At 35.2% G+C, this 23,949-nt stretch carries 28 protein-coding genes; 16 read left to right on the forward strand and 12 right to left on the reverse strand.

Features of this window, described 5'->3' with window-relative positions:
* The first annotated feature begins 37 nt into the window (after nucleotides 1-37).
* The 3 genes from V7024_RS15385 (at nucleotide 38) to V7024_RS15395 (ending at nucleotide 2,680) form a co-directional block, all read left to right on the forward strand.
* On the forward strand, nucleotides 38-1,720 hold the full coding sequence (locus tag V7024_RS15385; RefSeq protein WP_335521437.1) for a glycerol-3-phosphate dehydrogenase/oxidase: 1,683 nt from the start codon (nucleotides 38-40) through the stop codon (nucleotides 1,718-1,720).
* A gap of 365 nt (nucleotides 1,721-2,085) precedes the next feature.
* Complete coding sequence (locus tag V7024_RS15390) at nucleotides 2,086-2,280, forward strand: helix-turn-helix transcriptional regulator (RefSeq protein ID WP_335521439.1); 195 nt, start codon at nucleotides 2,086-2,088, stop codon at nucleotides 2,278-2,280.
* 13 nt (nucleotides 2,281-2,293) lie between these two features.
* Nucleotides 2,294-2,680: a hypothetical protein gene (locus tag V7024_RS15395; protein ID WP_335521441.1), complete on the forward strand. Its 387-nt coding sequence runs from the start codon at nucleotides 2,294-2,296 to the stop codon at nucleotides 2,678-2,680.
* 145 nt (nucleotides 2,681-2,825) lie between these two features.
* Here the strand turns inward: V7024_RS15395 and V7024_RS15400 are convergent, their stop codons facing one another.
* Nucleotides 2,826-3,044, reverse strand: coding sequence for a hypothetical protein (locus V7024_RS15400; protein WP_098918265.1), 219 nt, complete (start codon nucleotides 3,042-3,044; stop codon nucleotides 2,826-2,828).
* A 211-nt stretch (nucleotides 3,045-3,255) separates the two neighbouring features.
* Between V7024_RS15400 and V7024_RS15405 the strand changes: the two genes are divergently transcribed.
* Nucleotides 3,256-4,077, forward strand: coding sequence for a GH25 family lysozyme (locus V7024_RS15405; RefSeq protein WP_335521444.1), 822 nt, complete (start codon nucleotides 3,256-3,258; stop codon nucleotides 4,075-4,077).
* Between the two features lie 145 nt (nucleotides 4,078-4,222).
* Here the strand turns inward: V7024_RS15405 and V7024_RS15410 are convergent, their stop codons facing one another.
* Together V7024_RS15410 and V7024_RS15415 are read right to left on the reverse strand one after the other, a co-directional pair.
* A complete protein-coding gene (locus V7024_RS15410) occupies nucleotides 4,223-4,552 on the reverse strand; it encodes a hypothetical protein (protein ID WP_335521446.1) in 330 nt (109 codons plus the stop codon).
* Between the two features lie 160 nt (nucleotides 4,553-4,712).
* Complete coding sequence (locus V7024_RS15415; RefSeq protein WP_335521448.1) at nucleotides 4,713-5,489, reverse strand: coenzyme F420-0:L-glutamate ligase; 777 nt, start codon at nucleotides 5,487-5,489, stop codon at nucleotides 4,713-4,715.
* Nucleotides 5,490-6,761: 1,272 nt separating this feature from the next.
* Between V7024_RS15415 and mntA the strand changes: the two genes are divergently transcribed.
* From mntA to V7024_RS15430, 3 genes are all read left to right on the forward strand, one after another.
* Nucleotides 6,762-7,169, forward strand: a complete 408-nt coding sequence (gene mntA / locus V7024_RS15420) for a type VII toxin-antitoxin system MntA family adenylyltransferase antitoxin (RefSeq protein ID WP_335521451.1) — start codon at nucleotides 6,762-6,764, stop codon at nucleotides 7,167-7,169.
* Complete coding sequence (gene hepT / locus V7024_RS15425) at nucleotides 7,159-7,572, forward strand: type VII toxin-antitoxin system HepT family RNase toxin (protein WP_335521453.1); 414 nt, start codon at nucleotides 7,159-7,161, stop codon at nucleotides 7,570-7,572. The genes mntA and hepT overlap by 11 nt, the downstream gene beginning before the upstream one ends.
* A gap of 123 nt (nucleotides 7,573-7,695) precedes the next feature.
* Nucleotides 7,696-8,433, forward strand: coding sequence for a YwaF family protein (locus V7024_RS15430; protein WP_335521456.1), 738 nt, complete (start codon nucleotides 7,696-7,698; stop codon nucleotides 8,431-8,433).
* 46 nt (nucleotides 8,434-8,479) lie between these two features.
* Here V7024_RS15430 and V7024_RS15435 read toward each other — a convergent pair whose 3' ends face one another.
* A complete protein-coding gene (locus V7024_RS15435) occupies nucleotides 8,480-9,289 on the reverse strand; it encodes an N-acyl homoserine lactonase family protein (RefSeq protein WP_335521458.1) in 810 nt (269 codons plus the stop codon).
* Nucleotides 9,290-9,398: 109 nt separating this feature from the next.
* Between V7024_RS15435 and V7024_RS15440 the strand changes: the two genes are divergently transcribed.
* From V7024_RS15440 to V7024_RS15455, 4 genes are all read left to right on the forward strand, one after another.
* A complete protein-coding gene (locus tag V7024_RS15440) occupies nucleotides 9,399-9,893 on the forward strand; it encodes a hypothetical protein (protein ID WP_335521460.1) in 495 nt (164 codons plus the stop codon).
* Between the two features lie 97 nt (nucleotides 9,894-9,990).
* Complete coding sequence (locus V7024_RS15445; protein WP_335521462.1) at nucleotides 9,991-10,449, forward strand: GNAT family N-acetyltransferase; 459 nt, start codon at nucleotides 9,991-9,993, stop codon at nucleotides 10,447-10,449.
* Between the two features lie 35 nt (nucleotides 10,450-10,484).
* Nucleotides 10,485-11,012, forward strand: coding sequence for a DNA topology modulation protein FlaR (locus tag V7024_RS15450; protein ID WP_335521463.1), 528 nt, complete (start codon nucleotides 10,485-10,487; stop codon nucleotides 11,010-11,012).
* Nucleotides 11,013-11,170: 158 nt separating this feature from the next.
* The gene (locus tag V7024_RS15455; protein ID WP_335521550.1) at nucleotides 11,171-11,503 is read left to right on the forward strand and encodes a spore coat protein C; all 333 of its coding nucleotides are present in this window, start codon (nucleotides 11,171-11,173) and stop codon (nucleotides 11,501-11,503) included.
* A 284-nt stretch (nucleotides 11,504-11,787) separates the two neighbouring features.
* Here V7024_RS15455 and rluF read toward each other — a convergent pair whose 3' ends face one another.
* The gene (rluF, locus tag V7024_RS15460; protein WP_335521465.1) at nucleotides 11,788-12,504 is read right to left on the reverse strand and encodes a 23S rRNA pseudouridine(2604) synthase RluF; all 717 of its coding nucleotides are present in this window, start codon (nucleotides 12,502-12,504) and stop codon (nucleotides 11,788-11,790) included.
* Between the two features lie 291 nt (nucleotides 12,505-12,795).
* Between rluF and V7024_RS15465 the strand changes: the two genes are divergently transcribed.
* Together V7024_RS15465 and V7024_RS15470 are read left to right on the forward strand one after the other, a co-directional pair.
* Nucleotides 12,796-13,068: a DUF4180 domain-containing protein gene (locus tag V7024_RS15465; RefSeq protein WP_335521467.1), complete on the forward strand. Its 273-nt coding sequence runs from the start codon at nucleotides 12,796-12,798 to the stop codon at nucleotides 13,066-13,068.
* 90 nt (nucleotides 13,069-13,158) lie between these two features.
* A complete protein-coding gene (locus V7024_RS15470) occupies nucleotides 13,159-14,604 on the forward strand; it encodes a DEAD/DEAH box helicase (RefSeq protein WP_335521468.1) in 1,446 nt (481 codons plus the stop codon).
* Between the two features lie 189 nt (nucleotides 14,605-14,793).
* Here the strand turns inward: V7024_RS15470 and V7024_RS15475 are convergent, their stop codons facing one another.
* On the reverse strand, nucleotides 14,794-16,182 hold the full coding sequence (locus V7024_RS15475) for an MFS transporter (protein ID WP_335521471.1): 1,389 nt from the start codon (nucleotides 16,180-16,182) through the stop codon (nucleotides 14,794-14,796).
* A gap of 750 nt (nucleotides 16,183-16,932) precedes the next feature.
* Between V7024_RS15475 and V7024_RS15480 the strand changes: the two genes are divergently transcribed.
* Nucleotides 16,933-17,508, forward strand: a complete 576-nt coding sequence (locus V7024_RS15480) for a DUF6886 family protein (protein WP_335521473.1) — start codon at nucleotides 16,933-16,935, stop codon at nucleotides 17,506-17,508.
* Nucleotides 17,509-17,618: 110 nt separating this feature from the next.
* Here V7024_RS15480 and arsC read toward each other — a convergent pair whose 3' ends face one another.
* The 5 genes from arsC to V7024_RS15505 form a co-directional block, all read right to left on the reverse strand.
* On the reverse strand, nucleotides 17,619-18,023 hold the full coding sequence (gene arsC, locus V7024_RS15485; RefSeq protein WP_335521475.1) for an arsenate reductase (thioredoxin): 405 nt from the start codon (nucleotides 18,021-18,023) through the stop codon (nucleotides 17,619-17,621).
* A 26-nt stretch (nucleotides 18,024-18,049) separates the two neighbouring features.
* Nucleotides 18,050-19,090 (reverse strand): ACR3 family arsenite efflux transporter, encoded by a 1,041-nt coding sequence (gene arsB, locus V7024_RS15490; protein WP_335521477.1) that lies wholly within the window; start codon nucleotides 19,088-19,090, stop codon nucleotides 18,050-18,052.
* A 17-nt stretch (nucleotides 19,091-19,107) separates the two neighbouring features.
* The gene (locus tag V7024_RS15495) at nucleotides 19,108-19,509 is read right to left on the reverse strand and encodes an ArsI/CadI family heavy metal resistance metalloenzyme (protein WP_335521480.1); all 402 of its coding nucleotides are present in this window, start codon (nucleotides 19,507-19,509) and stop codon (nucleotides 19,108-19,110) included.
* A gap of 60 nt (nucleotides 19,510-19,569) precedes the next feature.
* Entirely contained in the window at nucleotides 19,570-19,875 is a 306-nt protein-coding gene (arsR, locus tag V7024_RS15500) for an arsenical resistance operon transcriptional regulator ArsR (protein WP_335521482.1), read from the reverse strand.
* 365 nt (nucleotides 19,876-20,240) lie between these two features.
* Nucleotides 20,241-20,984 carry a GntR family transcriptional regulator gene (locus V7024_RS15505; RefSeq protein WP_335521484.1) on the reverse strand — a complete coding sequence of 248 codons (744 nt, stop codon included), beginning with the start codon at nucleotides 20,982-20,984 and terminating at the stop codon, nucleotides 20,241-20,243.
* Nucleotides 20,985-21,236: 252 nt separating this feature from the next.
* Between V7024_RS15505 and V7024_RS15510 the strand changes: the two genes are divergently transcribed.
* A complete protein-coding gene (locus tag V7024_RS15510) occupies nucleotides 21,237-21,821 on the forward strand; it encodes a Crp/Fnr family transcriptional regulator (protein ID WP_335521486.1) in 585 nt (194 codons plus the stop codon).
* 7 nt (nucleotides 21,822-21,828) lie between these two features.
* Here the strand turns inward: V7024_RS15510 and V7024_RS15515 are convergent, their stop codons facing one another.
* Nucleotides 21,829-22,548 (reverse strand): DUF4386 domain-containing protein, encoded by a 720-nt coding sequence (locus V7024_RS15515; RefSeq protein WP_335521488.1) that lies wholly within the window; start codon nucleotides 22,546-22,548, stop codon nucleotides 21,829-21,831.
* A gap of 402 nt (nucleotides 22,549-22,950) precedes the next feature.
* Between V7024_RS15515 and V7024_RS15520 the strand changes: the two genes are divergently transcribed.
* Nucleotides 22,951-23,829: a radical SAM/SPASM domain-containing protein gene (locus tag V7024_RS15520; protein ID WP_335521490.1), complete on the forward strand. Its 879-nt coding sequence runs from the start codon at nucleotides 22,951-22,953 to the stop codon at nucleotides 23,827-23,829.
* The last annotated feature ends 120 nt before the right edge of the window (nucleotides 23,830-23,949 follow it).

The following is a 23,949-nucleotide window of genomic DNA, read 5'->3' on the forward strand; positions in this document are numbered from 1 at the left end:
CAGTTTTCTACTCTACTAATAAAAGGGAGGAATTATCATGAAATTCTCAAGTAAACAACGTCAAAATGTTTTAAATGAAGTAAATAAACAAGAGGTAGATGTGATTGTCATCGGCGGTGGAATCACAGGGGCAGGGATTGCACTAGACGGAGCAAAACGCGGGCTATCAACAGTTGTATTTGAAATGCAAGACTTCGCAGCGGGTACATCAAGTCGTTCTACAAAGCTTGTTCACGGCGGTTTACGTTATTTAAAACAGTTTGAAGTGAAGATGGTCGCTGAAGTTGGGAAGGAACGTGCTATTGTATATGAGAACGGCCCTCACGTAACAACACCGGAGTGGATGCTGCTGCCGTTCCATACAGGCGGTACGTTTGGTGCATTTAGTACATCAATCGGCCTTCGCGTATACGACTTTTTAGCAGGGGTTAAGAAAAGCGAGCGCAGAAAAATGTTTAGCCGCGAAGAAACGATGAAGAGAGAACCACTTGTGAAACAAGAAGGGTTAAAAGGCGGCGGTTACTACGTAGAATATCGTACAGACGATGCACGTTTAACAATCGAAGTCATGAAAGAAGCAATTAAACATGGTGCAAAAGCAGTCAACTATGCGAAAGTAGACAGCTTCTTATACAAAGATGGAAAAGTATGCGGCGTCCGTGTAGTCGACTTATTAGACGGAAACGTATATGAAGTGTACGGTAAAAAGATCGTCAACGCAGCAGGTCCTTGGGTCGATACACTTCGTGAAAAAGATAATTCGAAAAAAGGGAAAGTACTGCAGTTATCAAAAGGTGTGCACCTTGTCATCGATCAAAAACGTTTCCCATTAGGGCAAGCAATCTACTTTGATACGCCAGATGGACGTATGGTATTTGCGATTCCGCGCGGAGGTAAAACATACGTAGGTACAACGGATACATTTTACGATAAAGATGCAGCGGTGCCAAAAATGACGACAGAAGACCGCACATATATCATTAATGCGATTAACTACATGTTCCCGAGCGTAAACATTACAGAGAAAGATATCGAATCAAGCTGGGCCGGCGTTCGTCCATTAATTTATGAAGAAGGAAAGAGCGCATCTGAAATTTCTCGTAAAGATGAAATTTGGACTTCTGAGTCTGGCTTAATTACAATTGCCGGCGGAAAATTAACAGGATACCGTAAAATGGCAGAGATGGTTCTAGACTATGTAACATCTTTAATGCAAAAAGAAGGTCACGGTTCATACCCAGCAAGTGCAACGAAACATATGCCAATCTCTGGCGGTCATGTGGGCGGTTCGAAAAACTTCCCAACATTCATCGCGAAAAAAGCACAAGAAGGAACAAAATACGGTTTAACAGTAGAACAAGCAGAGCAATTCGCAAAATTCTACGGTTCAAACGTCGATGTACTCTTCGAATTAGCGAAGGAATATAAAGGAGATGCAGAGCGCCATAACATGCCGCTTGATGTACTTCTCCCACTCGTATACGCAATGGAGTTCGAAATGACAACAAAACCAGTCGATTTCTTCGTACGCCGTATGGGAGCAGTATTCTTCAACATTCACTGGGTATATGAATGGAAAGACGCAGTTATCAACTACATGGCAGAAGCATTAAACTGGAACGGAGAAGAGAAGCGGAAATATACAGCTGAATTAGACGCAGCATTAACAGATGCAGTTGTACCGGTCGATCAACAAAATCAGACATCTGCGCTCGCATAAAAATGAAAACCACACTGTTTCTAAAGATTTAGAGATGGTGTGGTTTTTTTATATGAATGGATAGTAGTTTGAATAAGGGAACTTCATGTATCTTTGGAATAAAGATTGGTGAAAAAGTTGTAGCTATACTATATTTTGCAGATTTAGTATGATGTGGCTCTTTTTGGGGTACCGCCACATCGCTATCAAGCTAAGATTTTAAAGTACCTCCAAAACGAAAAAACGGTATTCTTTCTATCTAAGATGTAGAAGGACTATCGTTTATTTTTTTTAAAAATGTAAAAAACTTTTGACATTAATAACAGAATTATATAAACTAATAATGTAAAAAGTTTTTGACAAAACTAGGGGTGATGTTCATAAAAATGGAGAACATAATTCGTATTTTACGTAAAGAGAAAAAGCTTTCCCAAGAAGATTTAGCTAAATTATGTCATGTTTCAAGACAAACGATTAATGCGATTGAGAATAACAAATATGATCCTACATTGGAACTTGCTTTTAATTTAGCTAAATCCCTTGGTGTAACGGTTGATCAATTATTTATAGAAGCTAGATAGGGAGAAGAAACAAATGAAAAATGGAATTAATATCTTATTTACTTGTTTATACATTGTGATTATGGGTTTACTTGCTTTTGAATGGTATGAGAAGCAACAGCTTTCTATAACCTCGTTATTTGTAGCAACAATCATTTTGCAATCTTTATTTATGAAGAGAATTTTTAAAGGTAAAAAGGAGAGCGAGCATTTTATTGATGAAATGTTTTTACATATCAGACAGAAAAGCTTGTCAATTTGTTGTTTTGTAATGTACATATTAACTTTAGGTACTTTATTTTTATCGGAAGGAACATGGAATTTTAACCACATGCATAATAAACCATTAATCTTTTTGGTCTTTTTATACCCTATCGTTTATCAAATTAGTCACATATATACTTCAAGACGTAACTCTTAATTTAAGGATTTAGACTGTTTCAAAGTACAAAAAAACGTTATTCTCTCTGTAGAAATATACAGAAAGGATAACGTCTTTTTTGCTTTATGGATAGTGCAAAATCTTAGCTTGATAGCGATGAGGCGGGATCCCATATATAATTATTTTATTTGAAAGTCCCTTTTAAATTTTTTTCAAATCTTTTCATAGGTTGATATACAAAGACGTGTAGTGATAAACCTATAACTGCAGTAATGTTTAAAATAATGCTTATAATCATTAAAGACCATTCTATAACTGGAGAAAAGTATCCGTTCATACTTAATGTAGAAGAACTTACACCTAGCATTAAAATAACTATTAGTAAAGGTAAGTTTTTAACCAATTTGAATCCTCCTATAAACATAATATTCCTATATTTATTATATCATGTAATTAATTATAAATTTAATTTTGTTGGTGGACTTTTATAGGAATTCAACTTGTTTTTTCGTTTTGGGGACCAATGAATTTCTTAAGTTGATAGGCATGATTGCCAAATATACTAGTAGAACGATTATTTATATTACGAAAACGAGAAAGGGGGACATTGAATCATGCCGAAACATATCGTAGACCTATCTAAATACAATGATAATATCGATTGGGATATTGCTGCGCCGCAACTGGATCTAGCAATCTGTCGCGTTCAATATGGCTCAAGGAAGATAGACCCACTGTACAATGAACATGTCCAAAATTTAGAAGCGTATGGAATTCCTCATGCTGCTTATGCTTACGGTTGTTATGTAAGCATTACAGATGCCATTGTAGAGGCCGAAGATTTTCTGGCACGCGTAAATCCAAATGCAAAATTTCTTGTATTAGATGTTGAAGATGATACGCTCGCAAGCTGCGGAGCTACAAATCTAGCAGAAGCAACACAAGCATTTATTACTACTTGCCAGGATGCTGGTTGGAAAGTTGGGTTATATGTATCGCATCATATGCATGGATCTTACGGGTTACAAAATGTACAAGCTGATTTCTTATGGATTCCACGATATGGAGGAAGAAAACCTAAATATGCATGCGACTTATGGCAATATGCAGATGGTGAAACAGGGGGATGGCTTGATGGGATTGGAAAAGTAGATTTAAATGCTTTAAACGGAGATAAATCGCTTGAATGGTTCACAAATGCTCAGGAACTGTATCGTATTTTTGTAGGAGACTTCAATTCAAATGGATGGATGGAAGATGTATACCACACAATCAAAGGTATTTTCCCTGACTACGGAATGTGGACGCAATCTCTTGACGATGGAAATCAGCGTATCGTTATTGGTGATTTCAACTCCAAAGCGTGGTGTGATGAAACGTTTGCGAAGTTGAAAGAGGTTTTTCCGTCATATGGTATGTGGGCCAAGCGAATTTAGCTGCCTACATAATGCATATCGTATGGGATGGCATATTTGTGCTATCTCATACGATATTACTATTTTATGAGCAGGTAGAAGTTTTGGTAGGATACATAAAGTTTATACTTTCAATGCTTTTACATATAAGGTTGCTTAGTTAAGATTACGGTGTTCCAGGGGATGGGGTCCAAATAAAGGAATATCCATATTGGGTCGCATGATAAAAGATGGCGACAACTGAAATAATGATACTTATTCGAAACATCCAAGGGCTTTCTATTTCTTTTTCTTCCAGTATTAATCCCACAATAGAAATAGCCATGCTAAGGAGTGGACTTAAGAAGTAAAGAACTATCCATATTGGTTCGTATGGTAAAGAAGGGTCACCAGTGGCCATATGATGTTGTTCATATTGTTTGGAAATTTGAAAATAAAGAAACGGATATAGACTTATCGTAAGTGCTGTATAGGATGCCCAAGTAAATTTTTTCATAAATGATAGCCCCTTTAAAGTGTGTTATAACAATGAATGATTGTATTTCAGTTATATAGTTTTACGCATATATAAGAAACAAATGAGTCTAATAGTAAATTGGATTTAAGGCAATAGTTTAGACACAAAAAAGTTAAATCTAAACTATTTTTCATCAAAATTACGAATTTCTCTTATGGGAATGTAAATACCCTTCTGGAACTCTACTCAGCGAATCAATGATTTGGCTATTTTCATTAAATTCGTAGTCAACGCCGCTAATTTTAACTACTGGTTTATTTGTGCCTCGTTGTCCCATTATTAGGGCGGCAGTAGCGGCAAGAAGGTCGCAAAAGGTCTCTACAGATTTCTTTATTTCACCGGTAACTGGATCGATTGCCTCGCTCGTTCTCAAAGCTGGGATGCCATATAGACCGATGGCAATCTGAGTCGCTCCCGCTTTTTCGATACGTCCATCACTATCAGTAATGATCACGCCGACTTTAGCGTTAAGAATTTTTTGCACCGTTTCGCTAATTCTTTTTGCGCTTAAATCGGGGTTCTCTGGTAAGAGCATAACGTGTTCAGAATCGATTTTGTCTATCCCAGCACTCGTTAAACGCATTCCATTTGGCAGCCAAGCGCCAATGTAGTCATTGTCTATTTCTAGCTTACGACCAAATGGATCCCCTGTTTCATCTATCATTTTTTGAATAATTCTAGGGTCTTTTCTTGGAACTTTTTCATGTATTTCATTCGCTAATTTACTTGGTTTTACATTACTAAGAGCTATATCTCGACCCTCTACGGTTGAGATTGCTTTTGAAGCTACACAAAGTATATCACCATTTCTTATTTCAAAATTTGATTTTACGGCTGACATGGCAATTATCTCGCCGATATTATCGCCTTTATTAATTCTTGGTATGTTTGGGACTGCTTCAACATGAATTTTCATAATTTATCTCCTTTCGTTCTTTCACGCAATTAGGGGACAAGTTAAAGTTTCACTTTATCTGGAAATCCATTCCGTTATTATTTGAAGCATTGGTATAATCATTGCTAAATGCACACGAATAAAACAATAAAACAAAAACTAGTGAAAAAAGTGAAAGTTATAGAAATAGCTAGATTTAGCATGATTAACCATTTTGGTTTTTCCTGTTTTCGTAAAGCTATGTATGAATAAATATTTGAGATGCCTAAAGGAACTAACAAAGCAAAAAAGATATATGTAAGTTCAACTTTTTCACTTTTATCAAGGTCATTAGCATCATACATATAAAAGCATTCAAGACAGGTTAAAAAAATATATAGATATTTGAAAAAAATAAGGTTTGCTGTGATTCCGATACAAGCGTGTTTATTCTGTAATAGTTTCATTATTTTTCCCCTTATAAACTTCTACTAACAATTTACCAAATAACATTATACATTAATTGGTATTTAATGTGTTGGAAAATAAGTGTTCTCCGAATAAGAGGGAGGGGGAAATGAAAACATATATTTGTATAGGAATAATAAGTATCTTTGATGGTGGATTTCAAATTTAAATGAATTTTTATCAAAATAAGGTACTAAGAAGCTATATAGAAAAATAGAAAGCAAGCAAAAAGATAATGCTACCTACTAAAAAAAGGAAGATATGAAACTCACTTTAATTAATTCTTGTTTCATTAAACATCTTTCATTATTTGTAGTTAAGGTAAAATAAGAACCTAAAAACCAAAACAAACCGGTAACTAATACTAAAAGACTAGAAATCATTATAAAAAAAGCTAATATTACCAACTCAAACACTTTATTTCCTCCATCCTTATAAACTATAAAATATGTTCGTGTATGTAATGAGGTACTGTACTGTTCAATTGTTACACCACCAATATGTATTAAGTAAATTATAAAGAGAATAAGGGAATTTATTCCATAAAATAGGTTCATCACCGTAACATGGGGTTGATTTTTTGAAAGTGAATCATTTTCAATACACGGAACGGAGAGTGGCGACTCCCGCGGAAAGCGTCCACTCGGAGTGGAGTGTACATCTATCTAAATGGCACCCCCGTCTTTTGGTGATGAACCATAAAATATTGCATTGAGGAAATCGCTGTGAAAATAAAAGATCTTGAATCAGGGACTTTTTAAGTGCCCACGATTTTGGTTTTGTATGTAGTCTATTACTCCTTATGCTAAAATAAAGGATAAGAATGGTAAGGGAGGATGGGGAAATATGATTCCTCAAAACATGATAGCATCCATTAGCGAAAAGTTAACAAAAACAGTAAATCCATATTGGATTATTGTATTTGGATCGACAGCACAAAATCGGACAAGAGCAGATAGTGATATCGATATAGCATATGTTAGTGATGGAGCTTTAGATCATTACGAACGTTTTTTACTAGCGCAGGAGTTAGCCAATATTGTTCATAGAGATGTTGATTTAGTTGATTTATCACAGGCATCAACGGTTTTTCAAGCACAGATTATCCATGAAGGAAAGACAATATATTGTTCGGATGAAGAACGCAAGATTGTATTTGAAATGAAAGTTCTTAAAATGTATGCAAGATTGAACGAGGAACGCCGCGTTATATTTGATGATATTAAGAAAAGAGGTGCTATACATGAAGAGTGAAGTGATTGTAAACAAAATTGCTACAATAGAACGTTGTATAAAGAGAATTATAGACGTATACGAAAACAACCCGGAGAATTTAGAGGATTATACAAAGCAAGACTCGATTATTTTAAATATACAACGAGCATGTGAAGCGAGTATTGATTTAGCGATGCATATTGTCGCAAGTAAGAAGCTAGGATTACCACAATCTAGCCGAGAAGCGTTTGATTTACTAGTTGAAGCGAACGTTATAAATAAAGACTTAAGCAATAATTTAAAAGCGATGGTAGGATTTCGGAATATTGCTGTTCATGATTATCAGAGTGTAAACTTAGAGATTGTCCAAAAAATTATTGAGAAACATTTGAGTGACTTCAAATTATTTACGAAGGAAATTTTAGGGATTTTGGACTTGTAAAAGTGAAACCACATTATCTCTACAGTTGTAGAGGTGATGTGGCTGTTTTGGGCTTTGGAGAAAGTAAAAGAGTTTACGAATATTTCCTTTTTTACAATAATATTGTAGAAAGGAGGCGGGAGCATGGAAGTATTTTTTCGAGCAGCTCCATTAGAACCGTTTGTCCCATACTCGAAACAACATGTTATTATACTTCTTCTTATTGGATTAGCGATGTATTTTCTATATCACTATCAGGATTTACTACGCCAAGAGCAGTGGAATATGATGGTTCGCTATACAATTGCTTTTTTATTTATAGGTAGTGAAATTGGATTGGACATATGGCAAGTGAAGGCTGGGATTTTTCAGCTCAGTACATCATTGCCATTTGAGTTATGTACGATTAGTTTATTTTTGGCATCCATTATGATGATAACGAAAAGTTATAAGTTATATGAAATTGTCTTTTTTACAGGAATTCTCGGGGCATCACAAGCTATTTTAACTCCAAACTTACAGTATGCATTTCCGCATTTTCGCTTCATAGAATTTTTCATCGCACATGCATTACTCGTTTTGTCACCGCTCTTTATGACATGGGTGGAAGGATATAGACCAACTTTTCAATCGATTAAGCATACAATGCTATTTTTAAATGCATTGCTACCCATTATTTTATTCGTAAACTATAAAAAAGGCGGGAACTATATGTTTTTAGCGCATAAGCCCGAAACGGCTTCCTTACTTGATATGTTAGGTCCTTATCCTTACTATATTATTTCATTAGAAATTGTTGCGTTTATTGCATGTCTACTCTTGTATATGCCATTTAACAGAAATAGAAGAGGTATAAACAAAAAATTATTAAGAAATGTTTGAGTGAGAAACCACACCCCGCTATAGATTTAGCGACGGTGTGGTTTTGTTATTCTATCACTTGTTCCTGAATATCAGGATCATGATTCGCTATCACTTGTACACAATCTTCTCTTTTCCTAAATTCTCTGACCCAATCTAAAGATTTTTGAGCAGCGGCCTTATCAGCCGTTACCCCAGGTAATACATTTTGTTCCCATGACCTTTCTGAATAGCCAACATCACTTGCTAATAGTACCCAACCTTTCGATGTTTGTACTAGTGCAGAGCACAATCCTTTACTATGGCCAGGTGTAAATACCATATAGAGAGAACCGTCTTGAAATACATCATAGCCTAATCGGTTAGGGCCGTGCGGAATGTCGTGTAACTGAAACGTATTGATAGAAACACCTTCCCACATTGACCTGATGTATCCAGCGTCTTTTTGCGCGGCATTCCATTCTAGTTCGCTTGTTACAATCTGTTTTGCATCTGCCACGTGCTTTATCCCGCTTACATGATCGGAGTGAAGGTGGGTCAGTAATACGTAATCAATATCCTTGTTTTGAATTCCTTTCGCTTGCAGTCTTTCCGCAACTGACTGCCCTTCTGGTAAAGTGCCAGTAAACATCGTAGAAGTAAGCCAACCTAAATGTTTTCTCGGATTTATTCTCATATCTTCGTGCCATCCTGTATCGACTAAGACGAGTCCTTTTGGATGCTCAATTAAATATGCGGAAACAGGCATCCATCTTTTTTTAGCAGAACTTCTGAACCAGCCTGTATACGGCAGTGGGTGCCATGTTTTCTCTTGAAATGCCATCGCTTGATCGATGTATACTTGTCCGGTATGCCATACATGTATTTTACTAGTCATCATTTTTTCACCTCTGGATAAAATATTAGATTAATTGTAAGATAATTATGTATTTTATGGAAAATTATTGTTTTAATAAAATATTATGTGGAATATGGGGTGAATAGACATGCAATTGGTTTTTCGAATTACCTATCATCGTATGTACGACTATTATCGTCTGAAACTACTTCAAGCAATTCATTGTTTAAATACTGAAGAATTGTGGAAGCAGGAGATGAATTCAATTGGTGGCATCGCCTTACACATTTGTGAGCATATAAAAAGAAATACAGTTCGGTACTCGAATCCGGATATAAAGTTTGAAGAAGGGATTGAAGAATACTTCCCTCGTTTAGAAATCACATCATATGATTTATGTTTAATGATAAAAGAAACCTTTGATAACTGGAAAAGGGCGTTTACGAAAGCGGTAAAACGGAATGTAGAAATTGATATGCATAGTCTTCTTCATCTTGTTGAACATACCGCCTATCATGTAGGGCAAGTAGTGGATCGTGCGAAAAGAATAAGAGGAACACAGTTTGATTTTTGTCAAAAGGGGTTAAATGAAAGGAATTTGAGAGATATGATTGAAAATGACAGTGATTTGCTAGATTCATAAGCATTTCTTATACGTATCCTAAAGTTTTGGCTTATTTTGCGGAAATAAAAGGTATTGTACGATTAACTTAAATATGAGATGAAAGGAAATGATGCCAATGCTTACATTTCGTCGTGTCGATGTTGAAAAGGATAAACAGACGATTATTAGATTTTTCACAGATACAGATGAAGAACTTGCGTTTGATGAGAGTGAATATATAAAGTATGCAAAGCAAAAGCAATTCCATTTTCCAGAAGGGTTTGTTCTCTTAGAATGTGATCAACAGGCAGTTGGGGAATTGGTGCTTCGATATGATCAGTATGAAGGAAGAGAGATTGGGTATGTAAGTTTTGTATATGTAATTCCCGAGGGGCGTGGAAAGGGATATAGTAAAGAACTTTTTCAATATGCTGAGGAGCAGTTTAAAAAACGTAATCTATTTGAATATCATCTCCGCGTGGCACAGTCTAATTTGAGAGCAATCAAATTTTACGAAAAACAAGGACTTGAAAGATTGGGAGAAGAGCGGAATTCTTACAATCAGCGTTGCTGGAGAATGGGGAAGAAGATGTAGGTAGGAATATATAAATTCATAAAGCGGTGGTCGTATTGACAAGTAAACTTCCTAATAAAATTCATATCATAGGCTCTGTTGGGAGCGGAAAAACAACTTTAGCAAGAATGTTATCTTCACAGTTACATATTTCATATTACGAGCTCGATAACGTCGTTTGGAGACGGTCTGAACAAGGAGATATAAGAAATACACCTGAAGAAAGAGATGGACAGCTGAATGATATTGTCAGTTCCGATGCATGGATTGTTGAAGGGGCTCATCATACATGGGTATCTCAAAGTTTTCAACATGCAGACATCATCATTTTTTTAGATGTAGCCCTTTCGAAGAGGATATATAGAATAACGAAGAGATTTATTTTACAACTACTCCGGCTTGAAAAAGCAAACTATAAGCCGAGTTTCAACATGTATTTGAAGATGTTTAAGTGGACGAGGGATTTTGAAAGAGAGAGTAGAGCGGGGATTTTGCATATGTTAGGGGAGCATGGTGATAAGGTGGTTGTTTTGAAGGATAATAGAGATGTTGATATGTATGGTATAGGATGCAGAGATTACTGATTTTCATGCCTTTCTGGAGTTACTTGACATTTACTTACATGAAAAACTAACCAATTTTCATTCCATCCAACCACGTGGACTATGCTCTGCAAATGCTTGAAGAAGGGGACATTTTGTCGGAGTACTGTTGAAATAAATTCATATCATGTTACGGAGGAATCACTGAAGTGAATAAAAACATAACTAGAGTAGCCATTCTACTAACCTCTCTCATTTGCGTTACCGCTTTATTTCTTTACTTCACATGGAACGGTACTCCATGGGAAAAACAAACAGCCATTTCTGAATCAGAAAAGTATATTGCGAAATATTTTGATTTAGATGCGAAAATCAAAGGCACTTCTTACAATCATAAAATGGATAGTTATGAAATCTCATTTGAAACAAATGAAGGTAAGAATTTTACTATTGAATATAAAGGACCGAACCGCTTTGACATTTCTCCGGGAGTTCAGGAGTATTTAAGTCAACATTCTAAAATTACAAAGTAATAAGGTTGAAACAAAGAAGTAAAAAAGAGCTAGCGTCATGCTAACTCTTTTTTACTTCTTTTGGTTACGCTGCTATATCTTCGTTCTCATTATTTTAACAAAATTCCAACAGAAGTCCCCTTCCTCAAGCACGTGCAGGGCATAGCCCAAGTGGTAGGGAGTAGAAGAATTCTATAGAAAATGCGGATATCGCAAACGATTTGGGAAATAGATAGGAAAACGTAAAATAGTACAGTAAAAAAGATGGACCAAAACAGTTTCTTACTGTTTTGGTCCATCTTTTTTTACCATTCCTTTGGCTCATAGTTCAAGTCTTGGAATAATCGATTACGTTCTTTTTTAGATAAGTCTCTCCATTGTCCAACGGGTAGATTACCTAAATGAATATTCATAATTCGAGTCCGCTGTAGTCTATACACATCGTAGCCAAGCGCTTCACACATGCGACGAATTTGGCGATTTAGTCCTTGTGTTAAAGTGATTTGAAAAACATATTTGGAAAGTTGTTCCACCTTACAAGGCAGCGTTTTCGTACCTAAAATTTTTACACCTTCAGCCATTCGTTTTAAAAATTCAGAAGTAATTGGCTTGTCTACTGTAACAATGTATTCTTTCTCATGCTTATTTTCAGCACGTAAAATTTCATTGACTATATCTCCATCGTTCGTAAGGAGTATTAAGCCATCTGAATCTTTATCTAGTCGCCCAATATTAAAAATTCTTAATGGGTGATTGACTAAATCAACAATATTACCCTTAACATTTTTTTCTGTTGTACTCGTAATACCAACGGGTTTATTTAAGGCAATATAAACATAATTACTTGCCATTCGTATTTGGTTACCGTTTACACGAACATCATCCCCGGGCTCGACTTGGCTACCTATTTTCGCAACTTTTCCATTTATCGTGACTTTTCCTTCAGTGACTAATTTATCTGCACCGCGTCTCGATGCTTGTCCAGATTCACTAATGAACTTATTAATACGCATGTTAAACACAACCTTAAGTAGAGAGTTAATAGTATAAGAATATTGGATTCGCATTTGATTTTCAAGGGCTTATTAAAATCTCAGGTAGATTATATAAATGCAAAAACCCATTTCTTTTTAGGTGGGCGAGAGCATCTGGCCATGCGTAGAAGCGGTTAGGACCTTTTTTTACCACATACAAGGGTTTAAAACAAAGGAAGAAAGCATGTTATGGTGGAATATAACGTTTATTGAAGAGATGCTGAGTTCAATTTCAGTGCTTGTAGAACAAACTGAATTATAGAGTGATGAAAAAAATATATGGAATGTGTTTCTGTTGAGAGACAACTTTGTTCGGAAAAAGATGTGTTAGATTTTGTAGGCATATGCGTTGAAAATGACGTATACTTATTAATACTCTACGTTGATGTATTTTCTGAAGACTTCTTCAATCTGAAAACAGGTCTAGCAGGAATGATGTTGCAAAAATTCACTATTAGATTCAAAGAAATGATTATGGGAGCTACTAAAGGAAATAATTTTAGAACATTTAAGAATATTGTAGATGCTGAAACTTGGATTTCAAGTTTATGATGCCAAAGAGAAAAAAGGGAATTATGCATATGGTATTCATACAATGGTGAAAAATACATACAAGAATCTATAACAAAATGAGGTTAGTACATGAGTCCACAAAGTTTTAACGATTACGCATTGAGTAAAGAAATTGTAAGAGCACTTGCTAGCTTACAATACGAAAAGCCAACAGAAGTGCAAGAGAAAGTCATCCCAATTGCATTAGAAAAGAAAGATCTTGTTGTAAAATCACAAACAGGAAGCGGTAAGACAGCTTCTTTTGGAATTCCGCTTTGTGAAATGGTTGAGTGGGAAGAAAATAAACCGCAGGCGTTAATTCTTACACCAACGAGAGAACTTGCTGCGCAGGTAAAAGAAGATATTACGAATATAGGAAGATTTAAGCGTATTAAAGCAACTGCGGTTTATGGAAAATCCCCATTTGCACGTCAAAAATTAGAACTGAAGCAAAAGACACATATTGTTGTCGGCACTCCAGGGCGTGTATTAGATCATATTGAAAAGGGGACTTTCTCGTTAGAGCGTCTGAAATATTTGGTGATTGATGAGGCAGATGAAATGTTAAATATGGGCTTTATCGATCAAGTAGAAGCCATTATTGACGAACTACCTACGAACCGAATGACGATGCTCTTTTCTGCGACATTACCAGAAGATGTTGAAAATTTGTCTCGTACATACATGGAATCACCAATCAACATTGAGATTCAAGCATCTGGAATTACGACAGATAAAATTGAACATAGTCTTTTAGAAGTGAGGGAAGAAGAGAAGTTCTCTCTTCTGAAAGATATAACAACGATTGAAAATCCAGATAGTTGCATTGTTTTTTGTCGTACGCAAGAAAATGTAGATGATGTATTTAGACAGTTAAACCGTTCTGGCTATCCTTGTGATAAAATTCATGGCGGTATGGTGCAAGAAGACCGGTTTGCAGTAATGAATGATTTTAAAAGAGGGAAATTCCGTTATTTAGTAGCGACAGACGTAGCAGCAAGAGGAATTGATATTGAGAATATTACCCACGTTATTAATTACGATATTCCATTAGAAAAAGAAAGTTATGTACACCGTACAGGAAGAACGGGACGTGCTGGTAAGAGCGGAAAAGCAATTACATTTGTAACCCCGTATGAAGAAAGATTTCTAACAGAAATCGAAGCGTATATCGGTTTTGAAATTGTAAAAATAGATGCACCTTCAAAAGAAGCAGTTATCACAAGAAAGGCGGCATTTGAAGGAAAAATAAATGCTAAGCCAATTGTGAAAAAAGATAAAAGCGCTAGTCTCAATAAGGGAATCATGAAGCTGTATTTTAATGGCGGAAAGAAAAAGAAAATCCGAGCAGTGGATTTCGTTGGTACAATTGCCAAAATTTCAGGTGTTACAGCGGATGATATCGGGATTATTACGATTCAAGATAATGTTTCTTACGTTGAGATATTAAACGGAAAAGGACCACTTGTTTTAAAAGTAATGAAAAACACAACGATAAAAGGTAAGCAGTTAAAGGTTCATGAGGCGATTAAGTAAAAGGAACTATCCACTCTAATAGGTGGATAGTTTTTTCGTTGAAATCATTATTTTATTTTAATAAAAAAAGAACCCTAAACTTTTCGTCTTAGGGTTCTACTCTGAAATCATTATTTTACGGTTTTCTTACAACGAAATTCTATAAAATTAGTTAACTTATAGATAACTTGTCCAACTGAAAAACGCAACCTATTTTGTCGCTTTTCGACCTACTAATACCCAGTACAGAGATAAGCTGAAAAGGGCAATGAATACGAGAATGAATAGGATATTACTAAACATGGAAGCATCCACATTGTTTGTCATTCCGAAGAAACTTTTTTTCATTGCGGAATGGTCCATCATTGCCGCTGTGTAGGCAATTCCGATTGACATCGCAACATTCAGTGTTAAGTTATAAAATCCGATTGCTGTTCCTGTTTTTTCTTTATCAATTGTACAAATGCAAGACTCAAGTAATGGAGCATACATGAATGCAAATGAGCTAGAGAATAGAACCATAGAGATTACGAATACAACAACAGAAGTTTTGATAAAGAATCCGCCTAATAGTAAGCTGATCATAATGCTGCACATAGCGATTGTAATACATTGCTTGCTTCCCATAACCTTCGCAACTTTTCCTGAAAGAGCCCCAACGATAGTCGCTGCGATATAGCCTGGAATTAATAATAGTGAAATTGTATCTAACTGCAAGCCATAAATCTTTTCAAGCAAGAATGGAAATAGGAATATATATGCTAACTGTACAGAATAAATGATAAACGCAACGCCAAGCAATGAGATAAACTGCTTATTTTGGAAGAATGAGATTCCGATAAAAGCTTTTGAGTTCTTACTAATATAAGTAAGGAACAAGGCAATTGCAACAATAAACAAGATCAGGTACATCCAATTGAAATCTGTAATATATAGTAGTAGGGACGCTGAAATGGCTCCAACTAGAAATAATCCTAATATATCTACATGACTGTTTTCCGTTTCTTCCTTAGGAAGGTATTTTAAAATAAAAGGAAGAGTTAAAAGTGTTACTAAAGAAATTAAAAATAGAGTTGTCCAATGGAAATATGTTGAAACATAACCACCAGTTAATGCACCGATAAGCTGTGAAAGAGCAAAACTACTTGTACTTAATCCTAAAAATTTCTTTTGTTCATCTGCAGGTAAATGCTTTGTGACAAATATTACATATAACGTTTCAGCTGATGCTAAACCAGCAGTTTGGACAATACGTGAAATAACAACTAGTAAAAACGAATGTTGAAAAATATATCCCATGATGGAACCAGCGCAGATTAAAATAATCCCAGCGCTAAAAAGTTTTCTAAAACTAATAGAATCCGCTAAAGCTGCGTAAACGACTGCTCCAATTCCAATCACAAGACCAGCTAATGTTGCTTGCCAGCTAACTGTTGTCGCTGAAATGTTAAAATCTTTTGCCATATCAACAGAAATAATCTTAAACGAATTATCAATTACTAAACATAATAGAAATAATAGTAAGGTAACAGGTACTGCTTTCTTAGCACTATATTCCTGAGTTTTCTTCATACTTACATCTGCATTTATTGTAGACATAGCGATATTCCTCTCCTTTTGTGATTTAGGAAATGATCTTTCTAAATCATGATTGTCTAACTATCAATTAATTGGATGGCTTCAGTAATTTCTACGCCATTTGCTTCATAGGTGGGATTTCCTTGTGCACAGTTGTACCCATTTTTGTTTTTTCCTTTTTATGATGTTCAAAAAGGAAGCGATTGCATGAATAACTGAAAAAAACTTACATTTTGATGCCGCTTTCATAATCATGCGTGATAACCCATTACAATATCGTATAGTTGTATATATCTAAAATGTGAAAAGGATACCATACCTTGTTCTTATGATGTTTACAAGGAAGCATTCGCGTGAAAAGCATCTTATGTTTGATTCCGCTTTCATGATTATGCATGATAACCTGTTGTGATATACAACATTGTACAGTTGTCTAAAAACTTGTATATATCTTAACAATGAAAAGGATACCATACCTTTCTTTTGCTCACAACCCATCTTTCTTTCGGAATTTGTCTGTTTTGTTACAAAAAAAGCGGTGGCAAATTAAATTGTTGATTTGAACAGAAAGCTTTACTATTTTAAGAATTAAAAAAGCCAGAAATCCAACTAGGGATATCTGGCTTGATTTTATATTAAAAAAGACATGACACTACCTACATGATGTAAAAAACTGAATTATAAGTCTATATCTTTTTTCGTAATAATGCAAAAATAAAGGTATGCACAAGAAACGTAACGTTACGACCAATATAGAAAAGAGGGCGTACAATGAAAAGAACAATGACGACTGATGAAGCAATTCAAGGAGGGAAGCATGTGCGGATATTCCATGTAAGTGAAGAGAGTGATATTCAAGAGTTTCATCCTCGAAAACCGACTCGAACGGATTTAGATCCAACGAAAGGGCTTGTATGGGCAATAGAAGATCGATGCTTACCTAATTTTTTGATGCCTAGAAATTGTCCACGTGTTTGCTATCGTGTTGGTCCAAATACATCTGAAATTGACAAGCAAACATATATATCATCAAAGTCATGTTCTCATGTAGTGGTTATTGAAAATAAATGGTTTGAAACAATGAAACATACGAAATTATATTTGTATGAATTTGATACAAAGCAGTTCACACTGCAAGATGAGAATGCTGGTTATTATGTAAGTGAAACATCGCAAATTCCAATCGCTAAATTAGAAGTCGTTGATGTATTTCAAGAATTGTTTAAACGCAATGTTGAACTGCGTTTCGTAAATAACTTGTGGGATAGTTTTGATGAAATTCAAAAGACAACGTTTCAATGGTCCATGTGTAGAATGGGTTTTGCACAGCCAAGGTTTGAGGAATAATTTGTTATGCGGGAAAACTAAAGTTAGATTTCTAATAAGAGAATCCTTATAAAGTAAGGGTTCTCTTATTAGAGTATTCGTTATTAACTATTATAATCAAATTGAGGTGATTATTCTCCTGTTTTAGCGAACTTCTTAATACGTTCACCGATTTCATCACGAACTTTTTGAAATACAGACCATTCTTTTCCTGCTGGATCGTCAAATCCCCAATGAACTCGTTTTACATGTGGAGGTGTTGTTGGGCACACATCATTCGCGTGACCACAAAGAGTTACAATAAGATCTGCATTATTTAAAATTTCTGGATTAATAGTATCAGATGTTTGAGCAGTAATATCGATACCTACCTCTTTCATCGCTTTAACTGCATTAGGATTTACACCGTGTGCTTCAATACCTGCAGACAGCACGTTCCATTTGTCACCTAAATATTTTTCACCCCAAGCTTCAGCCATTTGACTACGGCAGGAATTCCCTGTACATAAGAAATAAATTATTTTTTTGTTATCCATTTTACATCCACCTTTACTATGAATATTTATCTTGGCTGTGTCTGAAAGTACTTACGCTGGAACCAAAGTGCTACATTTACAAGAGCAATCATAACGGGAACTTCTACTAACGGCCCAACAACTGCTGCAAACGCTGCGCCTGACTGAATTCCAAATACACCTACAGCAACGGCAATTGCTAATTCAAAGTTGTTGCTTCCAGCGGTAAAAGCTAATGTTGTTGTTACTCCATAACTTGCGCCAATCTTTTTGCCCATAAAGAAAGAGACAAAGAACATGAGTACAAAATAAATGAGTAATGGAATGGCAATACGTACAACATCAAGCGGTACACTAACAATAACCTCACCTTTTAAGGAGAACATCACAATAATTGTAAATAGTAATGCGATTAATGTAATTGGGCTAATCTTTGGAATGAATACTTTTTCATACCATTCTCGCCCTTTAGTTTTTGTAAAAAACAAGCGTGTTAGCATTCCAGCAATGAACGGAATTCCTAGATAAATAAAGACTGACTTTGCAACCTCTGCCATTGTGATATCTACAACAGCACCTTCAATTCCTAGCCATTCTGGAATTACTGTTACAAATACATACGCATATATTGAGAAAAATAACATTTGAAAAACCGAGTTAAAAGCAACTAATCCAGCTGCATATTCTGTATCACCTTTTGCTAGGTCGTTCCAAACAATGACCATAGCGATGCAACGGGCTAAACCAATCATAATTAAGCCCACCATATATTCTGGCTTATCTGGTAAAAATATTACCGCTAAAGCAAACATCAGAACAGGACCAACAATCCAGTTTTGAACAAGTGATAAAAGCAATACTTTTACATCTTTAAAAACTCTCCCCATCTCTTCATAACGAACCTTCGCTAAAGGAGGATACATCATTAAAATTAAACCTATGGCAAGTGGAATAGATGTTGTCCCCACTTGTAAATTATTTAAGCTACTTGTGATTTGTGGAAATAGTATTCCTGTACCGATTCCTATAGCCATAGCAAGAAAAATCCAAATGGTTAAGTATCGATCTAAAAATGATAATCGTTTCATGAAGTTCTCCTTTCAGATTAACAGCAAGATGTAGGTTCTATCTTATGAACGTCGCTGTCCGCCTTTGTATAGAAGAATTCCCATTCGTTACCATCTGGGTCAGTTATCCAAAACTTATCTTGTACGGCATAGCAGCATGTTGTATTTATCTCGTCCCGTGTGAACAAGCCTTCTTTTTCTAAACGGTGCTTATGGATCTTTATTTCTTCTTCATTTTCTAATTGGAATCCAAAATGATTGATTTGATTTCCATTTACATTATCTATTACATTTAAGGTGAAATGTAATCCTGGAGTTTCCAATAAGAATTTTGCATAATCATTCTTTACTTTAACGGGTTTTACTCCAAATACTTTTCCGTAGAATTCAATAGATTTTTCTAGGTTTGTAACATTAACCCCAACATGTACGTATTTCATCAAAAACTCCTCCTTAGATTTTATATTAATCAAAAAAAATTGATATAAAGTTTAAAAATTTTAGCAACAAGTTCCTTTTCCTGTTTTTCTAAAAATACAACAAAGTTCTTCTGATAATAAGTTATTTACTTCAGTGTCGTTTAAATCGTAGTAACTCCAAGTACCTTCCGTTTCTTTGATTATTAAATTTGCATCTAACAAAATTTTTAAGTGATAAGATAACTTAGATTGTGTCATCCCAAATATTTCTGTTAAATCACATACACAAGTTCTTCCCCTTTGACAAAGTTCATACATAATCTCTAATCTTTTTTGATCTGCAAGGGCTTTAAATTTCTTCTCATATTGTTCAAATTGTTTATTCATATTATCTAACCTCGTTCATCAATTTTTATTGATGTTTTTATTATACGATAGATTTTTTGTTCAACACAATAAATTAATCAATTTTTTTTGATTAATTTATTCCACAAATAATTATAACCATATGATTCATGAATACGAAAGGTTGTTTAATTTGACTTTTGTTGTGGTAAAACTTAAAAGTTATAGTAGAAAGAGGGGGCGTATGTAGTACAAAAAGAATAGATAAAGCGTAAATATTTATGCTTTATCTATTCTTCTCGAAACCCTTATATAAGGTACAACATTTCATCTCGCTATTCGTGGGCAGTAAGACCCTAGCTGAGGAAAGTTTCACTTTGTAAATAGGACCTGACCGCTTCTTCTGATTACTTCGATGTTTTAATCTTAATCTGACTAAATTCGATTGGTATATAATATTTATTATAAACGACAGGATATTTATCGCTAATATAGACACTTTCTAAAATTAAATCACATTCTTCTCCGTGGAAAAGCTGATATTTTAATGACGACGGAGTATTGACGGAACTAGAACGTTTAATTTCGATAGTAGAGGAATTAGCGAGTTCATAGATTTTCTCCTCTAACATTTCTAATACTTGCTTCTCGTTTTGTAAGTCAAGATTTAACTTCGAAACAGCTTCTATTGGCATCATTGTAAAAGCAAAGGCTACGATGTTATCATTATTTTTATACCAGCGTTCCAACGCAACCACGGCAGTCATTTCTTGATTTAATACTTGCATGGCATAGTCTGTGACTAGGTCAATTCGGAAAATAAGTTCGATATCATCTATTTTTTCCGTATAGCATTTATATAAGGGATTCCCTAACTTCTCCAAGCCATCCATACTTTCATTATGATGAAATTTTGTAATGAAATTTCCTTTTCCATGGATATTTTTCACTAAGCCATCTTCCTGCAAAAGTGCTAAAGCATGCCGTAATGTCATTCTGCTTACACCGAATACTTTTGCTAATTCGGGTTCTGTTGGAAGCTTACTGTCTGGAGGAAATGTTCCATCCGTGATTAATTTATACAACTGGTCATACACAGTGACGAATAACGGTTTTTTTTGTTTATTGAGTTCTTGAAGTTTATTTTTCATTTTTTTATACTCCTATAGCTTTTCAAATTCATAACTATACATTTCTTTTTTTGTTCTATTGTATCTTACTTTTTTGTGGAAATTAATACGCTTTCAAAAATTCATTATAATTGGCATTGGGTGTATCTGTTAAGCAAACTGAAATATTGCTGATTCTACAAAATTATAAAACCTATACTAGATACGAGGATATTCAGATTCTATCACGAATTGAATTTAAAAAAGTGAATCAAGAGCTGAAAGGAAATCAATATGGAAAAAATATTATTGAAGTATTTGATTAAATTTACAACGTTTAGCGAAGCGGAGCAACAAGAAATTGTTAGAGAGATACTTATTGAAGAATATAAAAAAGGAACAATGCTCCTTAGACAAGGAGATGTTTCTACGAAATGTTATTTCGTATTGCAGGGCTGCGTTCGGCAGTATTCGATAGATGAAGCGGGAAAAGAAGTCACATCAAACTTTTATATAGAAGAACAAGCGATTGCGAATTTTCACCACCATAAACAAGACAAGTCATCTCCTTATTCTTTAACTTGTCTAGAAGATTGTATAGTAGTCGTTGGTGACCTTGATACTGAAAAAGACATGTATAACAAATATACACAATTGGAAACAATGACCCGCAAGATGATTGAGGAAAAACTAGGTGATATGCAAGATGAATTGGCTTCATTTATTGCCTCTACACCTGAAGAACGCTATAAGTCACTATTACGGAAGCGCCCCCATTTAGTCGGTCGTGTACCTCAACATCAGTTGGCGAGTTATCTTGGGATTACTCCAGAGTCATTAAGTAGAATTAAGAAGCGAATTTATAAAGAAAATTGTTAGGAAGTTGTCATCCATTTTGCGAGGTTTTTCCGCCTCTCAGTAAGAGCCATATCCCAAATCCTAGTTCTCCAGCAATCATTGGTATACTAAATACAATTTGAAGTAGGGAAATAACCCTATCATATTCTGGAGAAAACGTGCTGCATAAGTGAATGACAATATAGCCTATTGAAGCAAGAAGCAATAAGATGCTAATGACTTTTGGTATGCTGCTTGATTTGAAAGCTAAGTAGCCGATAATCATGAGGTGTCCACCAAAAATAATTAATCCGATAGCCCAAATCGATTCAAATGCTTCTAAAAATAGCATGATATGTGCTTGAAGCTGATCGATTTTCAAGAATGATAGATAAGTTGTATTTGTTGTGAGAAGCAGTACAAATAGCAAATTGAGTATGGCAATTCCTAATATCGCCGCATAGATAAGACGGAGCCATGCCCCGAGCAAGGAAAGGTTTGTATGAATGGGCTTTAGGAAGACGTAGAAAGCCCAGGCGACCACAATATCAGTTATTAGGATAATGACCCAACCAAATATTTCAGCCTTGAAAAGGAGAGGTGCTGCCATGATATTGTGATAGGTGGCACTAGCATCTTCTTTTACAACGAGGCTTGCATGGGCGAATCCAGATGAAAAAAATGCAACAAGTGCCATGATGATCAGTGAAATGCCTGCGGTTAGGGCGTATTTTCGCTGATTTGATTGTTCTTTTACTGCAATAGTCATAAAATAACCTCCTATGTTACATCGTTTCGCTTTATTGTAACGGGGAGGAGATGATGCGGCATTGACTTAAATCAAGAGTGTGAAAAATAATAACAACAGTTTCCTCAAATAAGCATGTTCCCATTTATGAAAAATTATGCTGTAATAGTGAGGGAACAATATTTTACTCTGTTCTATATAAATCCATTTTGATTTCTCGACATATGAATCGCTGCTATGCAGAGTATAACGGGACCGCTACCGGCCTGCTTCCTTTGTTTTAAAACATCGCATGTGGCAGGAAAAGGCACTGACCGCTCCTATGCACGGCTAGATGCTCACGTCCTCCCTAAAAAAAGGGGGGGTTATGTCGGTTTTTCAATTTATATTTATATAAGTAGTCAAAGAAGTGAGGAATTGAGATTGAAAAAGTTTAAGAAGTTTTATTTAGAGATTACGAGTGTATGTAACCTCGCATGCAGCTTTTGTCCGCCAACAGAACGGCAGAAGCAATTTCTTTCTGTGGAGGATTTTACAAAGCGATTAGATCAAATTAAACCTCACACAGACTATATTTATTTACATGTAAAAGGTGAGCCTTTGCTTCACCCTAAAATAGATCAATTGTTAGATATCAGTCATGAAAAAGGCTTTAAAGTTAACATTACAACGAACGGAACATTAATTAATAAAAAGAGAGACAGATTATTAAATAAACCTGCACTCAGACAGATGAATTTTTCACTTCATAGCTTCGATGGTCATGAGGGCTCTAAAGATAAAGAAGGATATGTACGAAGTATACTTTCTTTTATTAAAGAAGCAACGAGCCAATCGGACATGATTGTTTCGCTCAGACTATGGAACTTAACACAAGACAATAAGACGAATGTTGAAATACAACGAAACAGACAGTTGTTAGAAATCATTGAGAAAGAATTTGATTTACCATACAAGATTGAAGAGAAGCTTACGCCAGGAAAAGGTATAAAAATTGCGGACCGCATCTTCATCAATCAAGATTACGAGTTTCAGTGGCCTGCGCTGCATGAAGAAGAAGACGATGGAAAGGGATTCTGTTATGGTCTTCGAAATCAAGCGGGTATTTTAGCAAACGGAACGGTTATTCCTTGTTGTTTAGATGGTGAGGGCATTATTAACCTTGGAAATATTAACAATGACTCATTTTCAGAGATTATCGAAGGGGAACGAGCAACAAACCTAGTAGATGGATTTTCCCGAAGAGAGGCAGTAGAGGAACTATGCAGAAAGTGCGGGTATCGGAAAAGGTTTGGGAAGTAGATTAGTACACTTTTATAAAAGGTTTATTCTAAAATGTAGAGTACACCTATAGAAATTGAGATTTATATAAGAAAAGGACTAGGAAATAATAATCTTAGTCCTTTTTCTGTACAAACTTTT

Origin of the sequence: Bacillus sp. JJ864 (assembly GCF_036963045.1) — a bacterium.
GTDB lineage: Bacteria > Bacillota > Bacilli > Bacillales > Bacillaceae_G > Bacillus_A > Bacillus_A pseudomycoides_C.